19 protein-coding genes, 1 pseudogene and 1 riboswitch are annotated in these 26,048 nt (G+C 48.8%); of the genes and pseudogenes, 8 read left to right on the forward strand and 12 right to left on the reverse strand.

The features are described from left to right. From KGF70_RS17315 to KGF70_RS11890, 4 genes and pseudogenes are all read left to right on the forward strand, one after another. Positions 1-256, forward strand: a pseudogene (locus KGF70_RS17315) (glycosyl transferase); the annotation flags it as partial. A 6-nt stretch (positions 257-262) separates the two neighbouring features. Continuing rightward, positions 263-1,942 (forward strand): glycosyltransferase family 2 protein, encoded by a 1,680-nt coding sequence (locus KGF70_RS17795; RefSeq protein WP_367114985.1) that lies wholly within the window; start codon positions 263-265, stop codon positions 1,940-1,942. A gap of 15 nt (positions 1,943-1,957) precedes the next feature. After that, the gene (locus KGF70_RS11885; protein WP_216768093.1) at positions 1,958-3,796 is read left to right on the forward strand and encodes an ABC transporter permease; all 1,839 of its coding nucleotides are present in this window, start codon (positions 1,958-1,960) and stop codon (positions 3,794-3,796) included. Positions 3,797-3,812: 16 nt separating this feature from the next. Beyond that, a complete protein-coding gene (locus KGF70_RS11890) occupies positions 3,813-5,678 on the forward strand; it encodes an ABC transporter permease (protein ID WP_216768092.1) in 1,866 nt (621 codons plus the stop codon). Between the two features lie 171 nt (positions 5,679-5,849). Here the strand turns inward: KGF70_RS11890 and ribH are convergent, their stop codons facing one another. Genes ribH through ribD form a run of 4 tightly spaced genes read right to left on the reverse strand, consistent with a single transcriptional unit; the run spans position 5,850 to position 9,200 of the window. Further along, a complete protein-coding gene (gene ribH, locus KGF70_RS11895; protein WP_216768091.1) occupies positions 5,850-6,317 on the reverse strand; it encodes a 6,7-dimethyl-8-ribityllumazine synthase in 468 nt (155 codons plus the stop codon). Further along, complete coding sequence (ribA, locus tag KGF70_RS11900) at positions 6,317-7,528, reverse strand: GTP cyclohydrolase II (RefSeq protein ID WP_216768090.1); 1,212 nt, start codon at positions 7,526-7,528, stop codon at positions 6,317-6,319. Before ribA ends, ribH begins: the two co-directional genes overlap by 1 nt. 1 nt (position 7,529) lies before the next feature. Further along, positions 7,530-8,132 carry a riboflavin synthase gene (locus KGF70_RS11905; RefSeq protein ID WP_216768089.1) on the reverse strand — a complete coding sequence of 201 codons (603 nt, stop codon included), beginning with the start codon at positions 8,130-8,132 and terminating at the stop codon, positions 7,530-7,532. Next, positions 8,133-9,200, reverse strand: coding sequence for a bifunctional diaminohydroxyphosphoribosylaminopyrimidine deaminase/5-amino-6-(5-phosphoribosylamino)uracil reductase RibD (gene ribD, locus KGF70_RS11910; RefSeq protein WP_216768088.1), 1,068 nt, complete (start codon positions 9,198-9,200; stop codon positions 8,133-8,135). A 152-nt stretch (positions 9,201-9,352) separates the two neighbouring features. Next, positions 9,353-9,485, reverse strand: a riboswitch (FMN riboswitch). Between the two features lie 218 nt (positions 9,486-9,703). On the opposite strand from ribD, the gene KGF70_RS11915 reads away from it, so the two are divergent. Next, positions 9,704-12,283, forward strand: a complete 2,580-nt coding sequence (locus KGF70_RS11915; RefSeq protein WP_216786450.1) for a YfhO family protein — start codon at positions 9,704-9,706, stop codon at positions 12,281-12,283. A 671-nt stretch (positions 12,284-12,954) separates the two neighbouring features. Here the strand turns inward: KGF70_RS11915 and KGF70_RS17640 are convergent. The 7 genes from KGF70_RS17640 to KGF70_RS11940 all read right to left on the reverse strand — a co-directional run bounded on the left by KGF70_RS17640 (position 12,955) and on the right by KGF70_RS11940 (position 20,768). Then, positions 12,955-13,083 carry a hypothetical protein gene (locus KGF70_RS17640; RefSeq protein ID WP_260210542.1) on the reverse strand — a complete coding sequence of 43 codons (129 nt, stop codon included), beginning with the start codon at positions 13,081-13,083 and terminating at the stop codon, positions 12,955-12,957. 360 nt (positions 13,084-13,443) lie between these two features. Then, positions 13,444-15,495, reverse strand: coding sequence for a hypothetical protein (locus tag KGF70_RS11920; RefSeq protein ID WP_216768086.1), 2,052 nt, complete (start codon positions 15,493-15,495; stop codon positions 13,444-13,446). Next, positions 15,492-16,487: a glycosyltransferase family 2 protein gene (locus KGF70_RS11925; protein WP_216768085.1), complete on the reverse strand. Its 996-nt coding sequence runs from the start codon at positions 16,485-16,487 to the stop codon at positions 15,492-15,494. The genes KGF70_RS11920 and KGF70_RS11925 overlap by 4 nt, the downstream gene beginning before the upstream one ends. A 571-nt stretch (positions 16,488-17,058) precedes the next feature. After that, complete coding sequence (locus tag KGF70_RS17330) at positions 17,059-17,232, reverse strand: hypothetical protein (RefSeq protein ID WP_253954756.1); 174 nt, start codon at positions 17,230-17,232, stop codon at positions 17,059-17,061. Continuing rightward, a complete protein-coding gene (locus tag KGF70_RS11930) occupies positions 17,229-17,618 on the reverse strand; it encodes a hypothetical protein (protein WP_253954755.1) in 390 nt (129 codons plus the stop codon). Before KGF70_RS11930 ends, KGF70_RS17330 begins: the two co-directional genes overlap by 4 nt. A 92-nt stretch (positions 17,619-17,710) precedes the next feature. After that, positions 17,711-20,149: a flavocytochrome c gene (locus KGF70_RS11935; protein WP_105920841.1), complete on the reverse strand. Its 2,439-nt coding sequence runs from the start codon at positions 20,147-20,149 to the stop codon at positions 17,711-17,713. 4 nt (positions 20,150-20,153) lie between these two features. Next, entirely contained in the window at positions 20,154-20,768 is a 615-nt protein-coding gene (locus tag KGF70_RS11940) for an NADPH-dependent FMN reductase (protein WP_088769693.1), read from the reverse strand. A 292-nt stretch (positions 20,769-21,060) separates the two neighbouring features. Between KGF70_RS11940 and KGF70_RS11945 the strand changes: the two genes are divergently transcribed. Beyond that, the gene (locus KGF70_RS11945) at positions 21,061-22,008 is read left to right on the forward strand and encodes a LysR family transcriptional regulator (protein ID WP_105920840.1); all 948 of its coding nucleotides are present in this window, start codon (positions 21,061-21,063) and stop codon (positions 22,006-22,008) included. A 368-nt stretch (positions 22,009-22,376) separates the two neighbouring features. Continuing rightward, positions 22,377-23,363 (forward strand): S41 family peptidase, encoded by a 987-nt coding sequence (locus tag KGF70_RS11950; protein WP_216768084.1) that lies wholly within the window; start codon positions 22,377-22,379, stop codon positions 23,361-23,363. Between the two features lie 213 nt (positions 23,364-23,576). Here KGF70_RS11950 and KGF70_RS11955 read toward each other — a convergent pair whose 3' ends face one another. After that, complete coding sequence (locus KGF70_RS11955; protein ID WP_216768083.1) at positions 23,577-24,737, reverse strand: hypothetical protein; 1,161 nt, start codon at positions 24,735-24,737, stop codon at positions 23,577-23,579. A 588-nt stretch (positions 24,738-25,325) separates the two neighbouring features. Here KGF70_RS11955 and KGF70_RS11960 point away from each other — a divergent pair. Further along, positions 25,326-26,000, forward strand: a complete 675-nt coding sequence (locus KGF70_RS11960) for a dihydrofolate reductase family protein (RefSeq protein WP_213472194.1) — start codon at positions 25,326-25,328, stop codon at positions 25,998-26,000. Positions 26,001-26,048: the final 48 nt, after the last annotated feature.

Consider the following 26,048-nt stretch of genomic DNA (forward strand, 5'->3'; position numbering starts at 1 on the left):
ATCGATTATTTACTTGCTGTGGCGAGTCTTTTTTACGATTCCGTGGCGGGCAAATATTCTAACGCTTATTTTTGCATTATTGCTCGTGATTAGTGAAATTCTCTCAAATTTGACCGGGTTTATCTTGATCTTTTTCAGGATGCTTTCAACTAAGAAAAAATGGAACTTAGTCATTCCTGATTACACGTCAACCCAGCCATTACCTGACGTCGATATCATTATCGTGACGCACAATGAACCGGTTGAACTGCTATGAAAGACCATAAATGCCGCGACTTATATTGACTATCCAGACAAAAGTAAAGTTCATGTGGTGGTCGCAGATGATGGCAATCGGCCGGAAGTTCAGGCGTTGGCGAAATACTACCACGTCGGCTATTCCGGTATGGACGACAATCATCAAGCAAAATCTGGAAATATCAACCATACGCTCGCAAAACTGCACGCACCGTTATTTGCAATTTTTGACACGGACATGATTCCCTTTTCGAGCTTTCTCCGGAATACCGTTCCGTTGTTCACCGAAAATTTCCAGCAACTGGCTGACGACCCTGACCACACCGAACCACTGGGTTTTGTGCAAACGCCGCAAAGTTTTTACAATGCGGATATTTTTCAGTTCAATCTATTTTCCGAAAAAATCATTCCGAATGAACAAGATTTTTTCTCGCGTGATGTCAACATTCTAAACGGCGGTAACAAACGCGCCCTCTTCACGGGCTCCAACGCTGTCTTTTTACGGCAAGCAGTCGATGAAGTCGGCGGTTTTCCGACCGACACGATTACCGAAGATTTCGAACTGGGCACGAAGCTCAATATGGCCGGCTATATTAGCTTGGCGACCAAGGTACCACAATCAAGTGGCATCACCCCAATTGATATGAAAGGCGTCATCAAACAGCGGACGCGTTGGGCTCGCGGCGTGATTCAAAGTTGCCGCAACTTGCATATTTTTACGAATCGCCACTTATCTTTTATTAATCGCGTCATCCTGCTCAACACGTACTTCTATTGGTGGGCTTTTTTCCGGCGAATGATTTATATGATTGCCCCGATTTTGTACGCACTCTTCAAGATTCAAGTCGTCAATGCCAACTTCTGGATTTTGATGGTCATTTGGGCACCGGGATACTTCCTGCTCCACTACGTCATGGGGGACACTTCTGGCATGGGGGATAACGCCAAGATTCGCAATGAACGCTGGGGCGAAGTTCAAGAGACTTTCTTTGCCCCCTACCTCTTTATTCCCGTTATTCTTGAAAGTCTCGGAATCAAAGCGAAAAAGTTCAAAGTCACTGCCAAGAATGTGACCTATTCGCTAAAAGACAAACTTTATATCTTACCGTACTTGATTTTATGGACCATCACCTTGGTAGCGATCATTAAATTTAATTACGGTAAGTATGGGTCCGAGATCCTAGTCGGCAGCGTGATTACTTTCTGGCTCCTGATGCATTTTGTGAATTTAAGCATGTGTTTATTTATTGCAATGGGGCGTCCGGTGTACCGCAAGAATGAACGCTTCATCCGCCGCGTGGCTGGCACCGTTCAAGCCACCGATGGGCAGTGGCACCCCATCATGACTGAGGATGTCTCTGAGGGCGGAATTGCCTTTCGAACGACTGATGGCCCGGTTGAAACCATTGCCGAGGGTGACCATATCAAATTGACCGTAAAGCATCAGGACTTCACCATACACTTATCTGGTCAGGTCGCTCGTATCAGTCATCGAGATGATGACGTGATCTACAGTGTTCAAGTTGAAGTTACTGCTGATGAAAATCGCAACCATTATTTACAACTTATTTACGATGGCAGCAACAAAACCCTCCCAAGTGTTCAAGATACCTGGGTCACGCCATTTGATGAGCTTTACATGAACTTAGTGGTGCGTGCTCGCACTTATGAACGCAAGCTTAGTCGTCGTTTTAATCGCTTTTAGGAGGAATCAGTCGTTATGTCAGTTTGGCTTGGATTCGCGATATATGCCATTGGACTTTTAGGTTATAATGGGACGCTCCGCCGCCTGGGAGTCAGTCCCTACCTGGCCTGGATCACTGCAATGTTGGTTCAAATTTTGATCTTATATGGGTTTGCCATGACCGGCTGGCTCACGCTTGGCATTCAAGTCGTCACCTATCTAGGCGTTGGACTCGCAGGCCTCTGGCTAGTCATGAGTTTCTTTCGGAAAGCTCAGCTGCGTTTTGAAGGTATCCATTTATTTGATTTCTGGATGATTGGACTGGGCATCGTCGCCGGGCATACCTTATGGCAAAGTCCCTTAGTTCATTACGATAATTTCTCTCACTGGGCCGTGATGGTCAAGTTTATGGTGTTCACCGGTCGGCTGCCCGGAGCTAGCGACCATCTGATTTCATTTACGTCTTATCCACCAGCAACAGCACTGTTCATCACCCAGTTCGTGCACTGGGTCGGTTTTAGTGACGGCGCCATGCTGGTCGCTCAGTTTATCTTGATTTGGGGTGCAGCCTACGCCCTTTTTGCTGGCTTAAGGGATCGCTCACGCGCATTGACCAGTTTTGCCCTGTGCTTCACTTTGGCAATCTCATTCGTGTTCAACGTGGCAATTCGACTCAATAATTTACTCGTTGATTACGTCCTGCCAATTGTGACGATTGCGGCACTCGTCGGAATTTTTGTCTATCGGAAGCGACCAATTTTGCTGTGCGCCCACGTGGCTATTTTTGTCTCAGTCTTACTACTAGTTAAAAATTCAGCGACCTTTTTCGTCATCATGATTGGTGCCTATTTCTTATACACCTTAATCACCAACCATCACTGGCACTGGCGCCGACTAATCACCGTACCGATTCAATTTGCGGCTAGCATCGGCGCCGGCGTTTTGCCATTTGTTTGGTGGCAATGGCACGTGAAACAGACGTTTACCGTTTCAAAGCACCAGATCAGCACCCAGGCGTACGCTAAACAACTCAGCGGTGAAAGTCAGCAAGCCCTGTTGAAAATTGGTCACAAGTTTTTAAACCAAATTTTCAGTCTCAATTCACTATCCACTAAGGGCATCCTATTGATCAACGTCGTTTTGATTGTAACTTGGGCCTTTGTTCGGCTTCGGCAACATCAACGGAACAATCTATTGGCAACAGCCATCCTGCTCGATGTGATTTTCATCGCCTACTATGCCAGTTTGTTTGGCATGTATATCTTATCAATGCCATACGCGGAAGCCATTCTCCTCGATGGCTTTGAACGCTATATGGCAAGTACCGTGATCCTTAACCTATTCATCGGGGCAATCGCGCTCGTCCGGGTTCTTGATCGGCAACAATTCGAGCAAAATTTTGCAAAACGTGACACCCAAGCTTTCAAGAGTGCGACCACCAAAAATATTTATCAGATAGCGACCCTCGTCACCGGCTTTTTCGCCATCACCATGATGTATTCTGAAATCACCAGGACTAAGTTCACCAATGAGATGAATCACAATACACTTCCTTTACAAATGTCGCGGGTCTCTAAGCAGTGGACTCACTTAAATCACCGTAAAGTACTGATTGTTGATCCCGAAGTCGTCGATGTAAATGATTACTATGCAGGCTACGTCGGCCGCTACTGGTACTTCACTGACAAAGCGGTCGGACAAGAGGACTTTATGATGACGCCGAAAGTCTTCAAACGGACCGTTGAGCAGTATCAGTACGTCGCTATTCCAGAAAGCCATCGCACGTTTACGGTACTGACCAAAAAAGTCTTCCATCAACACGTCGTTACGGGACTGTTTAAAGTCACAAAACACGGGTTGATTCGGATGCATTAAGAAAGGTGGGGTCAACTTGGCTATCATTGGGGGACTCTTCTTCGCCCTGGCGTTAATTGGTTATAGTAGCGCACTCCGGCTAGTCCACGTGAATCCCTATTTAACGTGGATTACCGGTATTCTGATTCAAATGATGTTGTTGTATGGTTTCGCAATGGTCAATCTGTTAAGACCTGGAATTTGGCTTGTGACTAGTTTGGGCGTCGTGTTGCTCATCACCCGCCTGGTACTCGGCTATACCGGGAAAGTTAGCATCCATTATGACGGACTACATCTATTTGACATTTGGATGATTTTCCTAGGAATCGTGATGGCGATCGTACTTGGTCAGAGCCCACTCATTCATTATGATAATTTTTCACACTGGGCGACGATGGTTAAATTCATGACGTATACCGGACATTTACCTGGCGCAACCGATACCATTATTTCCTTCAGTTCCTATCCACCCGCGACCGCCCTATTTCTAACACAGTTCGTGACGTTTGCTGGATTCAGCGCAGGGGCAATGCTGGTCGGACAATTTATCTTGATTTGGGCGGCTAGCTACACTATTTTTGCAACGCTCCGGGATCGAACACGCGGTCTTAATTCAATGTTACTCTGTCTGACGATTGCAATTTCGTACGTCTTTAACATCAACATTCGACTCAATAATCTCTTGGTTGATTACGTGCTCGCAATCATCACCGTTGCCGGTATCGTTGGCATCTTCGTTTACCAGTCGCGTCCCAAGATGCAAGCAGCACACGTCGCCCTGTTTTGTGGCGTCCTGCTACTCATCAAAAACTCGGCCGCATTTTTCGTCGCCATTTTAGTCATTGACTATCTCGCCACGCTGATTCACCACCGCGTGCGTGGCCACCGATTCCGACAAACGTTGAAGATCACCGCACGACTATTGGGGACACTACTGGTTGCGGCGCTACCGTTTATTTGGTGGGAAATTCATGTTCACCTGACCTTTACCACTTCGAAACACGAAATCAGTGCGGCAGCCTATCAAAACCAGTTTGCTCGTGAAGGCGTCACCGGTTTAATCAAAATTGGACAAGCATTTTTAAATCAAATTTTTAGTTGGCAGTCGTTATCCACTCAAGGCTTCCTGGTGATCAACCTCGGTTTGATTGCGGCCTGGGCCATTATTAAATTTGTGTGCCATCATCCGAATTCGCTGCTAAAACTTTTAGGCCTGCTTGACCTAATTACGCTTATCTATTACGGTAGTTTACTCGGTATGTATGTCTTATCGATGCCATACGCTGAAGCCATTACACTCGATGGCTTTGAACGGTACATGTCGACCGTCGTAGTGTTGAATTTGTTCATCGGCATGGTGGCCCTCGTCCGTGTCATTGACAAAACGTTCTATGAACAGAATCTAGCCGAGCGCAGTCCCCGGACTTTTCGTTCGATTTGGACCAAGAACGGCTACCAAATTGCAACCTTCTTGGTGATGTTTTTTGCAATCATCATGATGTACTCTGAAATCAACGGCACGACGTTTACGAATCACTATAACCGCCGCTCACTGCCGGTCAAGCTCAGTCAAGTGACGCAACCGTGGACCAAACTGAACAACGCCAAAATTTTGATCGTCGACCCGCAACAAGTTGAAGTGACCACTTATTATGCGGGCTATCTGGCAAACTATTATTTCTTCACCAATAATGCCAGTGGTCAGGCGCACTTCAGTAAATCGCCTCAACGATTTCGCAAATCCTTGCGTCAGTATGAGTACGTCGTCATCCCTAAATACGACCGTTCTTTCACACGCGGCGTTAAGCGGGCCTACCATCAACGCATTCGGACCGGCTTCTACCGGGTCACACGCAACCAGCTACGACCAGTGACGCGGCATGAAATCCATCGTTATCGGTAAGTTACCGAAAAACGGTATTGTCAGAAATGCTTCATATCAATAGGCATAAAAAACAACCCGAAGCCAACTGCATCCGTGATGCAAATTAGCTTCGAGCTGTTTTTTGATACACATACACGTGTCTAAACGGTTCACGCTGTTTTGAATTCACAACGCTTCGTTTCACGCCAATTACTCAGTTAACGCCCGTTGCACATCGATCGTCTCCAATAAACTGACCGCGCAATCGGCCCCCTTGTTGCCGCTCTTAAAACCAGCGCGGTCCATCGCCTGTTCAATGGAGTCAGTGGTCAATATGCCAAACATCACCGGCGTGTCGGTGGCCAGGCTGACGGACGCGACACCGGTGGTCACACCGCTACAAACGTAGTCAAAGTGTGCGGTCGCACCGCGAATGACAGCACCTAACGCAATCACACCATCGTAGCGCTTGGTGTTAATCATTTTCTGTACGGTCAGTGGGATTTCAAACGCCCCCGGCACCCAGGCAACATCAATATCATCCGCATTAACCCCGTGTTGTTGCAGGCTTTCTTGTGCGCCAGCCAGCAGTTGTTTGGTCACGAATTCATTGAACCGGGCGACAACGATGCCGACTTTGAGTCCTTGACCTGTGATTTGTCCTTTAAAAGTTGTCATTAGTTAACCTCCGTAAGTTTGAGTTCATGATGGAAACGATCCCGCTTCGTCTTGAGATAGGCATAATCGTGTTGATTGGCTGGAATTTCCAATGGCACGCGTTCGACGACTTCGATGCCTAATGCTTGCAGCTGCTTGACCTTGTCCGGATTATTTGTGAGTAACCGCACCTTAGTCACGCCAAGTTGCCGTAACATGACAGCGGCAATGTCGTACCGGCGCTCATCCGGTTTAAAACCGAGTTTGACGTTGGCATCATAGGTATCCGCACCTTGGTCTTGCAAGGCGTAGGCCGCAATTTTATTTGCCAAGCCAATGCCGCGACCTTCCTGCCGTAAGTATAAACAAACGCCACGTTCAGCTTGACTGATCTTACGCAGGGCTGCGTGTAATTGTGCGCCACAGTCACAGCGTTGTGACCCTAAGACATCCCCCGTAAAACACTCGGAATGCAACCGCACTAGTACGGGTTCGTCCCCACTAATATCACCGGTTTGTAGTGCTAACGGTAATTCCGTGTGCCCCGGCACCGTGAAACCCGTTAATTTGAACGCGCCGTCCTGGGTTGGTAAATCAACGGTCGGCGTTGTGTCCAGCTTGACCGCACCCGTTTGGATGGCGTATTGTAATAAATCTTCAATTGTAATCATTGGCATCTGCAGTCCTTCCGCCAATGATTTCAAATCGCGCCGGCGCGCCATTAAGCCATTTTTCTTGACCACTTCACAGATGTAGGCAACGGGCGAACCACCGGCCAGCTTGGCCAACGTCACCGCAGCTTCCGTATGACCGCGTCGTTCTAGTAAGCCACCGGCCCGCGCAATCAATGGAAAAATATGGCCGGGATGATAAAAGTCAGTTGGTTGACTATCAGTTGAGGCCAACGCTTGAATCGTCTTGGCACGGTCGGCAGCAGAGATTCCCGTACTTGTCGTTCGATGGTCAGTTGAGACCGTGAAGGCAGTTCCAAATGCGTCACGTTCGCCAGTCATCGGTTTTAAGCCCAAGCGGGTCGCAATTGCTGGCGCTACCGGGACGCACAACAACCCCCGTGCTGAGGTAATCATGCGATTAACGGTCGCAGTAGTGGCTTTGGCGGCCAAACCGACCATGTCGCCCTCTGCTTCCCGCGTTTCATCATCAGCGACAATGATCAAATCACCGCGTTTTAATGCGGCCAAGGCTTGTTCAACTTTTGTCATCGTATCCATGTTAATGGCTCCCTTCTAAAACAACTTGCCGGGCTAAGTATTTGCCCAAAATATCGGTCTCCACATTCACCGTCTCGCCAATCTGTAACGCGCTGAGGGTCGTGACGTCTTGCAAATGTGGAATCAGATCAACTTCAAAGGTCGATGCAGTCACGGCTACAACGGTCAAGCTCACGCCATCAACCGCAATCGAGCCCTTAGGAACGACCAACGCTTGATAATCCACTGGCAAGCTAATCAATAATCGTAACGCGTGTTCATCTGGCACCAGCTCCTGAACCTGACCACAATAGTCGACATGCCCCTGAACAATGTGTCCGTCCAGGCGGCCATTGACTTGCAGTGCCCGTTCCAAATTAACTTGTGACCCCACGCTCATCTGGCCCAGATTCGTCCGGCGCGTTGTTTCGGGCATGACCGCAACGCTGAATGCATCCGGCTGTAGCGCCGTTACCGTCAAACAAATCCCGTTGACCGCCACACTGTCTCCAATTTTAAGTGTGGGTGTCACGATTGTCGGCGCAGTAATCGTGAGCGTCATCTCTAATGCGTCACGCTGGCACTGGCTGACGCGACCTTTGGCTTGTACAATTCCTGAAAACATTTACTCGACTCCCTTTCGTACGGCCCGTAGCCGCAAATCTGTTCCCAACCACTTCAATGTCGGTTGCTCAAACGCCAGCTGTTCGCTTGGTACCGCTCCCATTACTGCTGGCAAACCGGCACCGCCAATTATTGTGGGTGCGATATAGCTGACCCATTCATCAATCAAATTCGCTGCAACGAAATCCGCTTGCAGGTGCGCACCACCTTCGACCAATAACGACTGCCATCCTTGTTGAACGCATAATTCGCTGATGGCCGCCGGTGTCCAATCACCAATTCGTACTTCCACATTTGGTAACGCTTGTAATGACGTATCACTGGCACTCGCCTGGCGACACAAAAGCCAAGTCTCACCAGTAGTTTCCCGTAGTATTCGCCGCTCACGCGCCACGGCACTGGTATTCAGTACGATCAGTCGAACTGGCGGATGGGCCATCGCGAGTAAACGGACGGTCAGTTGCGGATCATCGATCGTCAGAGTGCGTTCACCAATCAAAAGTGCTTGAAATTGCGAACGCAACCGTTGACTGTCGGCATAACTGGCCTGATTAGAAATCAACGTCCGCGCGTCACCAGTGGCATTGGTCTTACCATCCAGACTCATCGCAGTCTTGAGCGTCACCCACGGCCGCTGATGCGTATAAAAATGATTGTAGTGCGGATTCAACGCTCGTACTTCCTTAGCCAGACAACCCGTGACGACCGCCACGTCATGATCCAACAAATACTGACGGCCCTTGCCACCGACAACTGGATGTGGGTCCAACTGACCAATCACCACTTTACAAATTCCAGCTTGAACGATGCGCTCACAGCACGGCGGGGTCTTGCCATAATGCGAACAAGGTTCAAGCGTGACCACCAGTGTCGCATTCTTCGCCTGTTCCGATGTCACTTGCCGTAAAACGTCAACTTCAGCGTGGTCACCACCAAAATAATGATGATAGCCTTGTGCTAAGACTTGGCCATCCTTGACTAGTACCGCACCAACTTGCGGATTTTGATAAGTCGCAACTCCCGCCTTTTTCACCTGAGTGATGGCGAGTTGCATCCAATCAGTTAACATTGCCTCACCTCCGATAGAATATAAAACACCCGACTATCAAAATTCGATAATCGGGTGTGAGTGTTCGCTAAATAGATTTCACCAGTAGGGTCCAGCTAAATAAACCTTAATGAAGGTCATGAATAGCTACTACTGCCTAGTAAAATTAAGCCATTTTTCTTCTCCCATCCAGACTATACTGTCGGTCCCAGACTTGCACTGGGTCCACCGCGCGCACGCGGGTCACGGACTTCAACATACGTTGTTACCGTCGGTCGGGAATTGCACCCTGCCCCGAAGAAATCGTATTCAGTTTTCACTTTTTATAAAAACACTTTCTGAACAAATTGTCAAATCGTCACTTTGATTTCGACCCACCGACTGCTGTGTTAAACTTTCAATAAATTTATCGATACTTGCTTATAAAGTATAACTATTTTCAGAATTTTTTTACGATTTTTTATGTAAAATTGAGACTATTGAATGTTAGTCTGATGATATTTCTAGTATCGGAGTTGGGTTAAATGGGACAACCAAAAATGCACAATCGCCAAACTAGTCGGTGGCCAGTCGCCATCTTTTCAGGGCTGCTATCCATGATGATTATTGGGGTCGTCTTTGGGTACTACCACATTACGCCCTTTGGCAACCATAATTTGCTGATAAGTGATATGGGCGGTCAATACTTATCGTTTTTCACCGCCTATCGTCATGCAATTCTTGCACATTCTTTTCAAGCCTATTCATTTTCACAGTCAATCGGTGGTAACGCCTTACCAAATATCGCGTATTATTTATTAAGCCCCTTCAACTTATTGATTTTATTTTTTCCAGCGGCCCATTTACCGACCGCTTTGAGTTTGCTCATCATCGTTAAAATCGGTGCGATTGGCATCAGTATGACCTGGTTTTTGCAAACACATTTCAATACACGGCACTGGTCCACGGCCATTTTTGGAACCGCCTTTAGCTGCTGCGGATTCGTCGCACTCAATTATTTCACGGTGATGTGGTTAGACGCCTTGATCTGGCTACCACTGGTCATTATGGGACTGGACCGCTTGATTGCGACCGGACACGGCGGACAATTCTTCGGTTGGTTCTGGCTCAGCATCGTCACCAATTATTATTTAGGTTATATGACCGGCCTGTTCGTCGGTTACTACTTCATTTATCAATTGTTTGAAACTAAACCAGCCGGTGAGTGCATCTGGCAGACGATTCGCACTCAGTCGACCTTGATTTGGCATTTTATCTTGACGACCCTGTTGTGTGGCTTGAGTACGATGTTCCTGCTCATTCCGACTGGGCTGGGCATGTTGACAACGGCCAAAACGGCGGTCAAACCTTCCAGTTACTTGCCGGTTTTGCAAGTCAGCTGGAAAATGCTCAGTCAATTCGGGATTGGCGCCGCTAATTTCACCACGCGCCTGGCCCACGCACCAACAGTGTTCACTAGCACGCTAGTTTTACTGCTCGCAGGGTGCTTCTTCGTCCACCCGCAACTATCGCGAGCGCACAAATGGCATGGTTTTGGTCTGTTACTGGCCTTATTTTTAAGCATGGCAATTCGGACACTCGATACAATCTGGCACATGTTTCAAACGCCCGCCGGCTTTCCATACCGGAACGCCTTCTTCTTCAGCTTTGCGCTCATCTTAATTGCTTGTGAGGCCTGGCAAGCCGGTCCCCGTCAGGTCACACCTGTCTGGAAATGGGGATTGCCGATCGGACTGATGGTGGCCTTGATTTTAGGCTGGTGGGGCCAACGCGGCACGCATCATCCGCTGGCAACTAGCACCTTACTCTTGAGCTTAGCTGCGGTCATCTTAACTGCCAGCTGTCTATTTTTGACGGCCAAGCGTTGGCAGGTACTAGGTCTCACTGGAATCACGGCACTAGAACTGGGCCTCAATAGCAAGTTAATGATGGCCCATAGTCCGTTCGGCAATCAGACCAAATACGTGGCAGCCTATCGCATTGAAGACCGGCAGATGCGCTCAGTCAGCGACCCGGATGGCCAACTCTACCGCGTTGAAAGTCGCAATACACTCATCAACCAAGCCTATAATGCCAGTAGCCATTACCGTAATTACAACGATCCACTGTTATTCAACTTTCACGACATCAGCTACTACAGTTCGACGTTTGCCAACCAAACCCGCCTGATGTTGAAATCGCTGGGATTATTTTCTAAAAACGCTCGCCGTGTCAGTTCTGAAGGTCTGAACCCCGTGACTGATTTATTACTGGCAATCAAATACGACGTCCAGCTCAACGCCGTTGGCCAAGCAACCATCAACTCGCGTAGTCAAAACAGCTTAGGCTTTGCAGTACCGAACGCCTTCACACAGGTTAAACTGCGGCAAAACAGTGCGCTTATCAATCAAGAGCGTATCTTGCAAAGCCTGCAACCTAGCGCCACAGCCTACTTTGGCCAAGCTGTTCGGCTGGCTGATCACGTCAGTTATGATGCCACGGCACCGACCTTTCCTTACCGCCATACGATTAAGCTCCGCGTGACCCGGACTGGTTATCTGTACTACAACGATACGTTAGGTCAGTCGAAATTCACGACTATGCGCGTTAACGGCCACCTGGTTCCGACAAAGTTCAACGCCAATGGGGATATCGTGTTGCGTTCCTTAGGCTACTTCGACAAGGGTAGCCTCGTCACCCTGACTGTCAAACGTACAAGCGCTAGCCTTGGTACTCACGTCCACCTCGCTAGTCTCGATCAGGCCAAGTTTAATTCAATCAAGCATCGACTTCGTGCCAGTCGCTTCGTCCCAACTTATCACGTCGCTGGCCTGCACACCATTGTCAGTGGCCCCGTCACGGCAACCCGCCAACAACGGTGGTGCTACATTGCGATTCCGGCCGATCAAGGTTGGGCGGCGACCGTTAATGGCACTAAAGTTCGAACACGCACCATCATCGGCGGCATGCTGGCGGTTCCAATTCATGCCGGCCACAACCACATCCGTCTGATTTATCATGTTCCTGGGCTAAAACTAGGGACTTTGATTTCACTGCTTAGCGGGCTTAGCTTTCTAAGCTGGACAATTTGGAATCGGCGCCGATTACGTGACATCACTCATTAAAGATGGACGATTGAAACGACCGCATTGCTAATGATGAACCATCGGCAGTGCGGTCGTTTACTGTGTTTATGAAGTTGTCGCATGAACACGCGTTGTGCTGCTATTCTTTAGCACTAAAGATGATTAAATCATGCTATTTTCTCAGTTCAAGAGCTGCCAGCTGAGACCCGCTGGAAAAAGTGCGAGTTACCGTAAACTTTCTGTTGTAGTTGCGTCCTATTCCGGCTTCCAGGCATTTCTGACAACGCTGGAACGCGATGGACACAGATTTAAGCCGACAACCCACGTCTTAAATGCTGGTCTTCCACTAACCAAGCCAAAAACGCTTGCTAAGTGGAATTTCATCGCTGAGCATTGTCAGAAACACCTTCCAGCCGGGGATGGTATTCGAAAGGCAGACATGTGTGGGCCCAACTTTTTGTTGGACTAGTTGTTGATCCCTTGATACACGGGAATTTTGATATTCAACTGGCAGTCTGGTTTCTAACGATTGCTAAACTTCCTTCCCCGTAATTTAATGTTTCGGACAAGCGTCTTCACTGAACCTGTCAGAATTTTTACTAGCTATCCCAGATAACAAAGTCTTGTATTTTAAACAACGGAAGTGTCATCGATAAATTTCAAGACCAGTTGCCATTGAAATTTGTGGCATGGGGATGAGTGATTTATATTCAGGTAATCTTCTCAGTAACTAAATACTGTGAGTCATCATCGATACCCGTTGAGCCGCTGTCTGAGGAGCCAATCACTAAATATTCAGTGGTCAGTTGTACCCAGATAGGTGGCCGTTCATCTGCCATTCGAGTGGGTTCCCGACTGTAGGGGCCGGCTGACAATGCTCAAGGGTGAAATTCTTCTTGTCCGGGTGGCCTTCCCGGGCTAGAAGAAGACTCGTATTTGAAATTGCGCAGTGATTTTCTGCGTGAGTTCAAATCGATGTCCGCCCTGTTCCAGCGTTGTCAGCCGGCCCCGGAAGTCGGACTAGGGCGCGCATCGGCGGACGAACAGGAATCCACCAACTGGCACGATTTAATCATGATTCATGACAGATTAACTAGCACAACGCGTAACGAATACTTAGGCCTATCAGACAGGCGTTTTTGTTCATCGGCCAGGCTTGCTATCAACTTAGCTAATCAGTAACGATAAAACCGCTGCAATTACTCACGTGCAAATTTTTGCTTGTTCGTAGATAAATACTCAATTGACCAACTAGTGGCGGCCCAGGCAATGGCAATTACCACCAGGCAGGCCTTACCAGTCGTTAGTGTTGCTGGCTGCTGATAGTGTTTCTTAACGTCATATTGCAAGTACTGTTTAGATTCGGCTGTCACTTGGCCAGTAAGTGGGCTGTAATTGGCGGTTACGACGCCATACCGAACGGCGCGCTTGCCCTGGTTTTTGATCGTCAACTGTAACTGGCCGGCAGCCGTCACCGGGTACACTAAATTTTTTAATTGATTAGGCGTTCCAGTCCAGCGTTTAATCGTCCGCTTGCCCTTCGCCAAAGTAATGGTCACCGGCTGTTGCGACTTGTCAGGCTGCAATTGAATGGTATTACTCGGGCCACTGGCTTGAAGTGCAGACTTAAGCACTTGATGGGGTCGAATCGCCTGCTTCATTGTGACCATGTAGGTTCCATTGCCTTGACTCCCGCGCAAGACATCGTTGACTCGTGTCGACTGACTGGTTTGCCACAAGCTGATTAGACTGACTGCAGCAAGCGTTGCCGTCAACCACCTTAACCGATGACGCATCGACACTGAAAACTGCCAGTTGGAAATTTCGCGACCACCCATCAGACTTAGTAGCATCAGACCCGGCAATAGTGGCAACGCATAGCGTCCTTCGACTTCCCAAAAGCCAACGTGAAAAATCGTCAGCCCCAGAATGGTCAACGCCAGAAACGTCACGGGCCAGTCGCGCCGTTGCAACAATGCCACAATGGCTTGCACTAACATTACTAAATAAATCGTCTGAGTCATCAATACCAACCAAAATTGACATTGCCGCTGATGATTCCAATACCAACGGGGCGCGCGAATCCACTGCGTCGTCAGTTTAAAGCTATCAAAGTCGCCAGTCGCCCAAAACACTCGCAGCTTTTTCAGCAAATGAACGAATGTCCCAGTTGCGCCCATGTGTTGCAGCCGCTGCTGAATCATTTGCTGGGCCTGCTGTTGCTTAGCCTTAGCAGTCGGTTGTTGATTCACTAAGGCAAAGTCATCATGGCGGTACTGGCCATCACTCTTCGGATTTAAACTCATGGCGATCCAACTCGTGGCTGGTAGTGCTGCATTAGGCTGCCGTTGATAGCCAGCCTGATGTTGGGCTTGTTGCATCACTGCCACCATTAATAGCAACGTCACCGCAAGACTCATCAGCCAACCAAATAATTGTCGACCAGACCACCGCCGCTGCCGCCATACAATCCCACCAATCATGACGAGTGCAAACCACAACACAATCAGGTTAGTTTTCAGCAACACACCGGCCGCTACCAGCAGGCCATCAATCAACCAGAGACCCCCGCGCCGCCACCCGCCGACCTGTTGACTAAGTGTTAGTAAAGCCAAACTGTCAAGCATTAGTGGTAACACGAGCACGTCGGTGTAAGCAAACAACCCGTATGCGGCCACTGGAACGCTCACTAGCCATAAGCCGACCAAGCCAAGCGCGCCCGGTTGCCAGTATCGCCACTGTTTGAACAAGTACAAGCCACTCACCAGTGCCGTATCGGCCCATAAAAAGCGCAAGGTATTCATGAGGACCCAGGGCGTCTGTGTCAAATGCAGCAGTGGTTTGAGCACCGCCGCTTCTAGTAGCGTCATATTAACGTTATTCGGATAAATCATAAAATAGTGTTGCCACTGATGGCCGCCACTAGCGAGAACAAGTGCCTGCCGGCGAACATAGAAGGCATCCGCCCGCGCCACATCCACAAAGTTAACCGCCAGCCAGCCCTGAACGACCACCACGAAACCAATCGCGCCTAGCACCAACCAGTGGTACTGTTTCGCTGACAATTGACGAACGAGTTGCCGGCCCGCATTTAGGCATACGAGCAAGCCGAGAACTAACGCCAATTGCACCAGTGGCGAAGCCCAGTCCGGGTTACCGAAGAAACGAATCGGTTGTAACCACGCCAAGCCAATTGCAACGACTAACACCGCAGCTGCGAGCCAGTTGATACCTTTAACGATGCCTTTCATACGTGCACCCGCTGTGAATCGAGCAATGCTGGCTGTTGGGTGACGGTATAATCATCGGTCTCAATAATATACCGCGGACGATGTTTGACCTCCGCAAAAATTTTGCCGACATATTCCCCAACCACACTGATCCCAATTAATTGCATGCCGCCTAAAAACCATAAACTCGTCATCAGTGAGGACCAGCCGCTAATGGCCGTTCCCAGCAAGCCTTGAATAACCGCATACACCATCATCAGTAAGCTACCGCCGCTAATTAACACGCCTAGCATCAAAATCACCTTGATGGGCGCGATGGAAAACGACGTGATACCGTCAAACGCAAACGACAGCATTTTGCGCAGTGGATACTTAGAAACCCCCGCAAACCGTGGGCGCCGGCGATAATAAAGTTTAGTCGTCGGGAACCCGAGTTGTGGCACGATGCCGCGTAAAAACAAGTTGGTCTCCTGATAGCTAAGCAGCGCCCGCACTGCCCGCTGACTCAATAAGCGGAAATCGGCGTGGTCGTGCACCAACTGGACACCGATGCGATTCATCAAACCGTAAAAGCGTTCAGCCGTCCACCGCTTGAAATGAGAATCACTACTGCGATCATTGCGAACGCCTAAGACGACATCGCTACCAGCATGAAACCGCGCGACCATTTCCGGAATCACTTGCGGATCATCTTGGAGGTCCGCATCGATGGTAATCATCATATCAGAAGTTGGACAGGCCGTTTTCATCCCGGCCATCAACGCATTCTGATGACCAAAATTACGACTGAACTTGATACCGGTCACGACTGGTAATTGCGTTTCGAGTTCTTTGACCAAGGCCCAAGTTGCATCCTGACTGCCATCATCTACAAACAGCAATTTACTTTCTGAATTGACTTGTTTATGCTGAATCAACCCCATCAGAATCTCTGCCAAAACGTGCGCTGATTTGGGCAAAACTGCTTCCTCATTGTAACAAGGCACAATAATCGTTAACCGTGGACTTCGCATGCTAATTCCCCCAATATTACTTTGCTTATTTTATAACATCACTAATCAAATATTCAGCAACGACATCCTCGCAATCGACACTAGCTCCCACCGATTTCACAAACTCGAGGACACCGTATTTGAACCCAGGTGACTGATTATTTGTGTATCCCCAAATACACTGACTTCATTGATGATACTCGCCCGGCAACCGGTCTGGTATCAGATTTAACAACCACGAACGATTCTTCTAGCTACCACCGTGTTGACTGTCATCGCTATTAATCATGCGAATTTTGAGTATGAATTCACGCCATCAAAAATGAGATTGACCTGCTGATAATGCTGACTACCATTCACGGCCGATAGTTCAGATTGATGGTACCAATATCCAATCGGTAATTCAAATAAACCAGCAATTTTCAGGCCGTACATTAACAAATTATCCGAACATAGTGGCTCACTAAGAACTAAATCTACCAATTTTGCATGGTTACTAACGGGACTCATCTGGCGCATTTTGAACAAAAAATGGCGCTTACTTGCAATTCAATCTGCAAGTAAGCGCCATATCTTCAGTTCTTTTGATGATTTACCAATGCGCACCAATCGTCTGTTGCCAGGTGAAGTACTTGGTGCCCTTCGTCAAGGCTTCAAACTGGGCGGTCGTCAAGTTCAGCCAGTCTAAATCACTGGTGGCTAATTGTAACGAATCAGTTAAGTGGAGTTGATAGTCTTTAATCCACGCAATCAGTGGTTCAATCACTCCAGATCAGTGTTTAACAATTGATAGCTAGCGCTGGGTGTCATCAGCGTCACCGCCAATGTATAACGGGCCTTCATCCGCACGCCGTTACCTAACTGCCGCACGATTGACCGGTATAGCCCTAGTTGGACGTCCGTAATCGCAGCTGACGTCGGTGCAAGTGTCTGAAACACCTGGCCACGTTCGTCTGCCAAACTCAGCCGACTCGGCGTGATCGTCAAGCGCCCGTGTGCAGCCGCGCCTTCGTTTAACGCCTTGAGGATAAAAGGCGTCTTCTTACGCGCAGTAGAATATTTATGGTCATTTAACACGATCGTCATGTAGGCTGGCTGATGGGTAATATTGCCGGCGATATTTGTGACCGCAACTGGCATTGGTTTTTGCATGTGATAATCTCCCCCGTTCAATTCGGTACTTCTAGGTCGATTATACAGCCTGGCCGTTGTTGCAGGTGATTCCATGCGCGGGTAAAACTCAACTATTCCGTCACTGCAGTCTCGTGGTCAGCGAGTGCATTTGCTGCCGCGATTCGACCGAATGTAAAGATATCGCTAAGTGAATTACCACCCAAGCGGTTACCAGCGTGAATCCCACCGGCAACTTCACCGGCTGCGTATAACCCATCGATTGGTTGACCCTGGTGATCAAGGACGTGTGCGCCGGTATCAATCTTCAAGCCACCCATCGTATGATGCGTCGCTGGCTTCCGTGGGGTCGCATAGAATGGCGCAACCTCCACTTTCAAATCAAAAGCAGTCTTGTGGAACTCTGGATCCGAACCCGCATCAACATAATGGTTGTAATCGCTGATCGTCTTCGTTAACACATCAGGGTCAACCTTAATCTGTTCAGCCAGTTCAGCCAACGTGTTTGCCCGGAATAGCGTCCCGTCGGCAACTTGTTGGTCAATCTTGGCCTGACTCGTGTTGTAAGCAGTCTTCTTAATAGCCTCATCCGCAATCAAGTAGAACAAGCTCCCGTTATCGATGGCGGCTTGCGTCAATTCATCACGACTACCGTATTCATTCACGAATCGTTTACCTTGTTGATTGACCATCACAAAGTTAGCCGGTGGCACTTGCAGTCCGGTGAACAGTTCACCGGTATTCGGGTCAGAAACGGGCATCATTTGTGAAAAGCCCATGCCGACCAGGTCCGCACCAACGCTCGTCCCTAAACGAATCCCGTCACCGGTCATGGCTGGCGAATTGGTCGTTTTGACATCATCGTCGATGGCCGTCCAGTAGGTATTGTACTTTTGTAACATTTTAGTATTGGCCGCAAAACCACCTGAAGCGAGAATCACCGCATCCGCATGCACGATGACCTGTTCGTGGTCAGCGTTGGTCGCAACGACCCCGCGGACTTGACCATCCGTCACTAACAGTTTCTGAACGGGCGTTTCCGTCATGATCGTCCCACCTTGTTTTTCAACGAAATCTTTCAAGGTTTGAATATAGGCAAAACCGAGGTCGCCCATCGGTTTATGACCACGCCGCCAGATCGCACCGACCGGCATTGTGACCTGCGTTTCATCAAATTTGACGCCGATTGACTTGAGCCATTTGACCGAATCCAGTGCATTATCAGTCAATTCTTTGACCAAATCATACTGACCATAAATTTGTTGGCCATTCAAATCGGTCCGCTTCCCACCCAGGTAAGTCTGAATGCGGTGTAGCAGTGTGGAATCAAACAAGGTCCCCGTCTGGTCGGCATTATCCGCTAAGTACGTCTTGATTTGTTGCTTGAGCGTGCGGAAATCAGCCCGATATTCAGGCGCAATTTGGGCTTCATCCAATTCAGTCAATTCTTGTAGCGACTTTTTTTCGCCTGGCAAAGCAGCAAATTGCCGTTGCCAGTCTGGGTCAGCAGCATTCATTGGCCCACCAGCTCGAACGGTGTTACCACCAACCGCTGGGAACTTTTCCAAGACTAATGCTTGATGACCAGCTTGCAAGACCTTGGCCGCGGCCGTCAAACCAGCGCCACCCGCACCAACGACGACCACATCCGTCGTGACTTCGGTAACTTTGGGCTTGGCTACGGCTTTAGTCGCGCGGCGTTTCTTCAATTCATCAGGATTAGCACCCGCTTCTTTGACGGCGCGAGCCACGCCATCGATCACCCCATGACTAGTAATCGAAGCGCCAGAGATTGCATCGACTGCCAACGTTTGACCGTCGATAATTTCCTTAGGAATCCGTTCGAAGGCGACATCCGCGATCCCCTTAGTTTCACTACTAGTATCGATTTCGATGTCTTCGATGCGGTCTGCGGACAACGTGACCCGCATTGGTAATTCGCCATTATGGCCAGTCGCGGTCACTTCATACGTCCCAGGATTAAAACTCAGGGCTTCCGGCGCGTTCATTTCAGCCACGATTTCCGCAAATTTTTGGAACTTGGCAAAACAGCTATCCAAGAAGTCAATCGTCCCTTGAACCTTTAAATTCCCCTGGTCATCAAACGCGGTTGGAGCGCGACCTAACAGAAACTCAGAACCTGGCATGACACTGGCATTAACGCCGGGTGCATCAAGGACCTGGCGCAAATGTAACTGGGCACGGGATGAACCCTGGACACTATAGGAAGCGCCGACGATCATGACTGCTTGCCCGTCAAAGGGGTGAATTTTGAACGATAACCATTCAATAATGCTTTTAAGCGCGGAAGGAATCGAATGATTGTGTTCTGGAGAGGCAATGATCACCCCATCCGCTGCTTCGATTTTAGTTGCAAACTGCTGAATGACGTCACTATCCGTTTGGTCATTGGACTCATCAAACATCGGCACGTCCGTCAGTTCGAGAATCTCAATTTCGGCTTGGTCCGCAAAGTGCCGTTGCATGAATTCTAGTAACATCCGATTATATGAGTGGCGGGCATTCGTCCCCACAATTCCAACAAATTTCATTTGGCTATTCCTCCCCAGTGACTTGTTTCCATGAAAATTGCTTACTCTTTTCGAAAAATTGACTGGACGGCATAATCTTGGTCGTCAAATCGACAAAGTCTACGAACTCATCAAACGCGTTGTCCAGTTCTTGGACTTTGTCGGGATACGTCAAATTACCTTGGTCATCGAAGGCTTGCAAGGACCGACCGAGCAAGTATTCAACGTTCGGCATGACCAACGCCTTCAGTTCAGGCGCTTCTAAGATTTGCCGCAAATGGGCCTGCGCGCGTGACGTTCCTAGTGAGCCATTCGAAGCACCGACGATCATGACCGGCTTATTGATCAGGGGTCGCGTCGTGTATGACAACCATTCAATCGCACTCTTCAAAACGGCGGGAATCGAATGATCATATTCAGGGGTCGCAAAAATCACCCCATCCGCGGCGTTGATCTTATCGGAAAGCTGTTGTACAGTGCTTGGCGCGGTCCGGTCATCCGGTTCGTTAAACGCCGGTAAATCTTTTATTTCACAAATTTCAATCGTGGCTTGTTGTTCAAAATGACGTTGCATGTATTGCAATAACTGACGGTTCGTTGATTGGGTCGCATTAGTGCCGACAATCCCGACAAACTTCATAATATCAGTTCCTTCCATCGTAACTTGTAAGTGGTATTTTATCCGGTCAATGCCTCGAATCAGTTGAGCTTGACCGATTGCTTATACTGATTAGTTTAAATGAAAGCGCCATGCTTGTGAAATATTTATTTATCTATCGCGTTATAACAAATTTACTATAACCAACATTCGCGGTAAACTTAAGACACCTTAGACGCCCCTTTTAGTCAGCCACACGTCCTGAAAAAATGGTCACCAGTGACGGTGCGGGTTGCAATCGGCGTCCTCATTTTTTCGAAAGGAAGGTGTCCATTTGCCAAAAACTGACTCCAGCGAGATGCGCCGCTTTTTGGACGTCCTCTTAAAACATGGCAACTTTACCCGGGCTGCCCGCGACCTATACATCTCTCAGCCTTATCTGACTCAAAGTATTCGCAACGTTGAAAAAACACTCGGTGTCAAAATCATCAACCGTGATGTCAGTCCACTTCGACTAACGCCAGCCGGTCGGACCTACTACCAGTATTTGACGGCGTTGGAAAATGACAAGGCCGCTTTTACCAAGCAACTACGCCAATATACGCATGCAGACCAAGTCGTGCTACGATTGGGCATCTTACCTAGTTTGGGGAACTACTTGCTGCCGTTGTTTTTGCCCGCTTTTCTGAAGGCGCACCCCACCACGAAGATTGAATTAACCGAGGATATTTTGGCCCGCAACGAGCAACGGGTGTTACGGGGTGAACTCGACTTTTTGATTGGCCAAAATCCAGAGACGATCGCCCCCGGTTTAGATAGCTTCGACCGCGGCCGCGATGGCTATTACGCCATTATTCCCAACACGGTCACTTGGTATCAACCGCATCAGGCCTATTTAAATCCCGGTGCACTCACCACCCAGGACTTGCTACAAGCCCCACTCGTGCTCTCGCCCCACGGTTCTTCAATTCGGCGCCAAGTTGATTATTTGCTGCAAAAATACAACGTGTCGCCCAATATCGTCATTGAAAGCACCAGTACGGCCACCATCACGAAGCTCGCCACAGCTGGACTGGGCGTGACATTTCTCCCAGACAGCGTGCACACCCGTCCGGACCCCGAACGTTACAATCTACTGCCACTACCGCAAGACTTGCTGTCACTGAATTACTTTATCGCATACCCATCAGGCCACCAGCTCAACAAGGTGGAAAAAGACTTGGTCACGATATTCTTAACACAACTCGAAGCGGACTTGGCGCAGTCGTCGACGATTCCATAGGCGTTACGGTTGCTCTGATATAGTTAATGGTCGTGGGTTGGACGAGTAACAACTTTAAATAATCACCTGAACTTTAAATCAATTAAATATGAGTTAAAAACGAGTTATCACGGCATTTAGGAGTCAACTGCTGGATAACTCGTTTTTGATTTTAATAAGCAGAGACCTGCTCAACTAACGTGACGTTCTAATTGCAACTCACGGTTACCAGATTTACACTTTAAATGACCTCAATTCGATCAAAAGAACACTTTAAGTGATGGTGTTTCAAACCAGGCCCCATCCTTTCTCATCAGTGGTCAGGTGGTCATCATCGCCGTTCAAATCTTTCAGCCAACTAAATTATCCGACTAAACGAGGCGCCAAACATGAAACGTAAACTTTTCCGGGTTATTGGGACCCTACTAGCTTGTATGGGCGTTATGATGCTAACCACCAGTCAACGCTTGTCGCCCCACTTTGACGCCCGACCCGCAATCGCTGCGATGACGCGTCGGGGGATCATCAATGACCGAGCGAGTTGGCAAACCATCCGCGCACAAACTGACGACGGACGCCAAATTACCTCGGTCACACAATTGAGCCGCTTGCTTCAACGCGCAAATCGGCATTCGTTCGCTGTTAGCAACATCAAGCAGGTCGAGCACCATCAATTACCGCGTCTCGTCACGGATCATCGGTTGAAACTCATCAACGTGCCGGGCTTCTTCAGTCAGCGTCGAGCCATCCAAAAACAATATTGGCAACGTCTACAAGCACTGCTGAAACAAGCCAGTCCCGCATCTCAACTAATTTTGAACTTTGCAAGCAATACGGGTGACCTAGCGGAACCGATGATTGCCGGTTTGGCCGCGATTATCCCCGACGGCACGCTCTACACCGGTCTCGACAATCACGGCCGTGCCTTTCCACGAACCCTACACCACGGGCACCTATCTGATAATTTGGAGCAAGAATCTCTGACATTTCAACCACCTAAACGACTCTATTTTAAACACATTACCGTCATTGTCGGCGAACAGACCGCCAGCGCCGCGGAAATCACGCTTATGGCGCTGAAACGCAATCCCCACGTGACATTAGTCGGACATCCGACTGCCGGCTATACGAGTCTGAATAGTGGCGTCTACCTGAATACCGGGGCCGCTGCCGTTTTAACGATTGGCACCCTCAAGTCGACCGTCAAAATTCACGGTCAGCAATTGTTTAACAATCAGCCCCTCATCCCAGATGTGACCACGCTTTATCAGCCACTAGCGCCGACTCGGACTGGCCATCATCGGCAGTCAGCGCATTTGGATCCGGATTTCATCTCGGAATTACAAACGATTGCCCGCTCCCAAGGCAGCCAGTAAGTGGGCACGTTTTGTTCACGTCACTCACGACGGATAACCGTTGTCTGTTCTCAGTCATCAAATCGCGTTGTAATTGCGACCATCGCGCCTGGTCCCCGTTTCGGCCCGGCCCTAAAACGCCGACTCATTTAAAATAATTAAAAAAGACCGCAGCCCAGCCTAATTGCCGAGTCCGCGGTCACCGATATACATCAGTCATTAATAAAAACTAGGCTAAAAAATCAACCGGCGAATTTGCCGCCAGCCCCAGATTCCAATGGTAATCACAATCGCGGTGATCAACCACGCCACTAAGACGATGCCAACACTGACCATCGCACCTAACGCCTGATTGGACATGCCAACAGCGGCTAGGCCTGGAACGCTCTCTGGCCGAAACATGCCATACGCAATTAAGCGTACCGCAATCAATACCGTGCTGTAGCTCGCGCCCAATTTCCAGGCTGGCTGTTCTTGCGACTCGTCATCATCGTCTTCATCATTGAATTCAGCATCAAAATGCCGCGCCCATTGTTCAGTGTTCGCCGGTTGTGCTAAATCCCAATGTTGCCATGCATAGACCCAATTTCGCTCAGTCTCTTCGTTGAGTTTGTCATCGAGTGTTCGCTGCGTCAGCTTGTTTTGCAGCGTCACCTTCGCTGTCAGGTCGCCATCCCATTCTGCTTGGTCCAACAATTGCAAGGCTAGTGAGAGTCCTTCCACGAGTGTAATGGCCTGGGGATCAACATTGCTAGCGTCCACGATTTGTTGCCATTGTGCATCCAATTCAGCGTCACCCGACACCTGCCACGACTCTAAGGCGTTTAGCAAAGAATAAATATCAAACGGATCATCTTTCAAGTTATACCGCGAGATGAATACCCACACGACTGCCCGTAACTGACGCATCGTCAAGGTCTGAGGCGCACCCTCGGGATGCATGCTTTGACGATGTCGTTGCCAAATCTGCCACCCGGCGCCGGTCACCTGAACAGCCGCGCGAGTCCCAAGTAAACGCAGGTACTCATCATTGGCTTGTCTTTGCAAAAAGGCATTCATCGCCGCATAGGCTTGCACATTTTCTAATTGGCGTTCAGGACGGACCGAAGTTGGCAAGACGACTTCTGATGCGTCATCGGTTGTTACTGAAGTATTCTCAACATCCGACGTCGGCTTGAGCACTTCAGTGACCGCCCGTTGCCAGTCGGCCCAATAGGCATCATCTTCACTCGGAGTGCCAACCGCCCCCGCCTGCATCTGATTCAGCAGATCCTCGACAGATTCATTCATTTCATCCAAGTCATACTCATCTTCTAGGCCAAGATAATCATCGTTCACCCAGCTGTCGGCCAGCCAGTAAAACGTCGTTAAATAGGCTTCGTGTTCAGTCATCATTTCCCGTAATTCCCCTTATTTTGTTTTCAACTATTACTTAGTTAGGTCCGCAATTCTCGCTGTGTGCGATTGCCAGTTGTTAGCTGCTTACAGCCCACCATTCCGCGGGTCAAACTTGAACCGCACGATAGAGTCCCCCTGATGGACAAGTCAAATTGGGCTAATATCTGAGGCCAGCAAGCACCAATCAGTTGGTAAACTTGCCAATTGCACATAACGCACCAATTAATCAACCATTTCACGAACCAAATAGCCTGATAATCGTTGAGTCCCATAACTAATAACTCGTAATAACTTATCATGTTAGCTTAGGAATTACAATAAAAATTTTTATAATCGTGATTTCACCTCCAAAAAAGCGCCCCCAATCAATGCCACATCTGAGGCACCATTTCAGCTTCAATTGATGTTAATCACATACTAGCCACACGACTTGCCTTGTTTCAGGTGAGTGCGAATCGTCACGATTGCCGGTTATTTTGGCAAATAATTGTCTTTTCTCCAGCAACTGACTTGCATTAAAGTACACTTTAACAGTTATGATGAAAGCAACCTCAGATTTTAACCATGAATGGAGCGAACTTTAACATGAATAAACCTTACATTATTTGCCACATGATGACCTCAGTCGATGGTCGTATCGACTGCAACATGACTGCCCAACTTCGCGGCGTTGAAGACTATAACGCTAGTCTAGTAGCGCTGGATGCGCCCAGCCGTTTGAGTGGACGAATCACTGGTCAATTGGAATTAGCAGCGGGGCCTTTCAAAGCGACAAACGCGCAGGCAATCGGTCACGAAGCTTTTCAGAAAAATCGTGAAGCAGCTGGCTATGAGATTGTTGTTGATACGCATGGCACCTTACGCTGGCACGATGATCGTAATGCTAGTCGACCGCACCTTTTAATCGTCAGCACATCCGCCCCTCAAGAATATGTCGATTATCTTGATTCCAAGCACATCTCTTGGATTGCGACGGGTGAAACTAAAATTGACTTGAAGCGCGCCATGGCCGTAGTGGCAGACGAGTTTAACGTGCGACGGCTCGCAGTCGTTGGCGGCGGTCACATCGATGGCTCGATGCTTGAAGCCGGATTAATCGACGAAGTGAGCCTGCTCATTGGGGCTGGTGTTGATGGCCGTGCGGGGCAAACCGCTGTGTTTGATGGGTTGACTAAGAGTGACCAACCAATCAGCTTACACCTCAAAAGTGTTCAGCAGTTTGACTCCGATGCCGTTTGGCTCAAGTATTCAGTCGACTAACCGTATTGACGTACGCTGAACGTCATCATATTTAAATGTCAGTATGCC

This window comes from Lactiplantibacillus sp. 7.2.4 (assembly GCF_018991185.1).
In the GTDB taxonomy this organism is placed as follows: Bacteria; Bacillota; Bacilli; order Lactobacillales; family Lactobacillaceae; genus Lactiplantibacillus; species Lactiplantibacillus pentosus.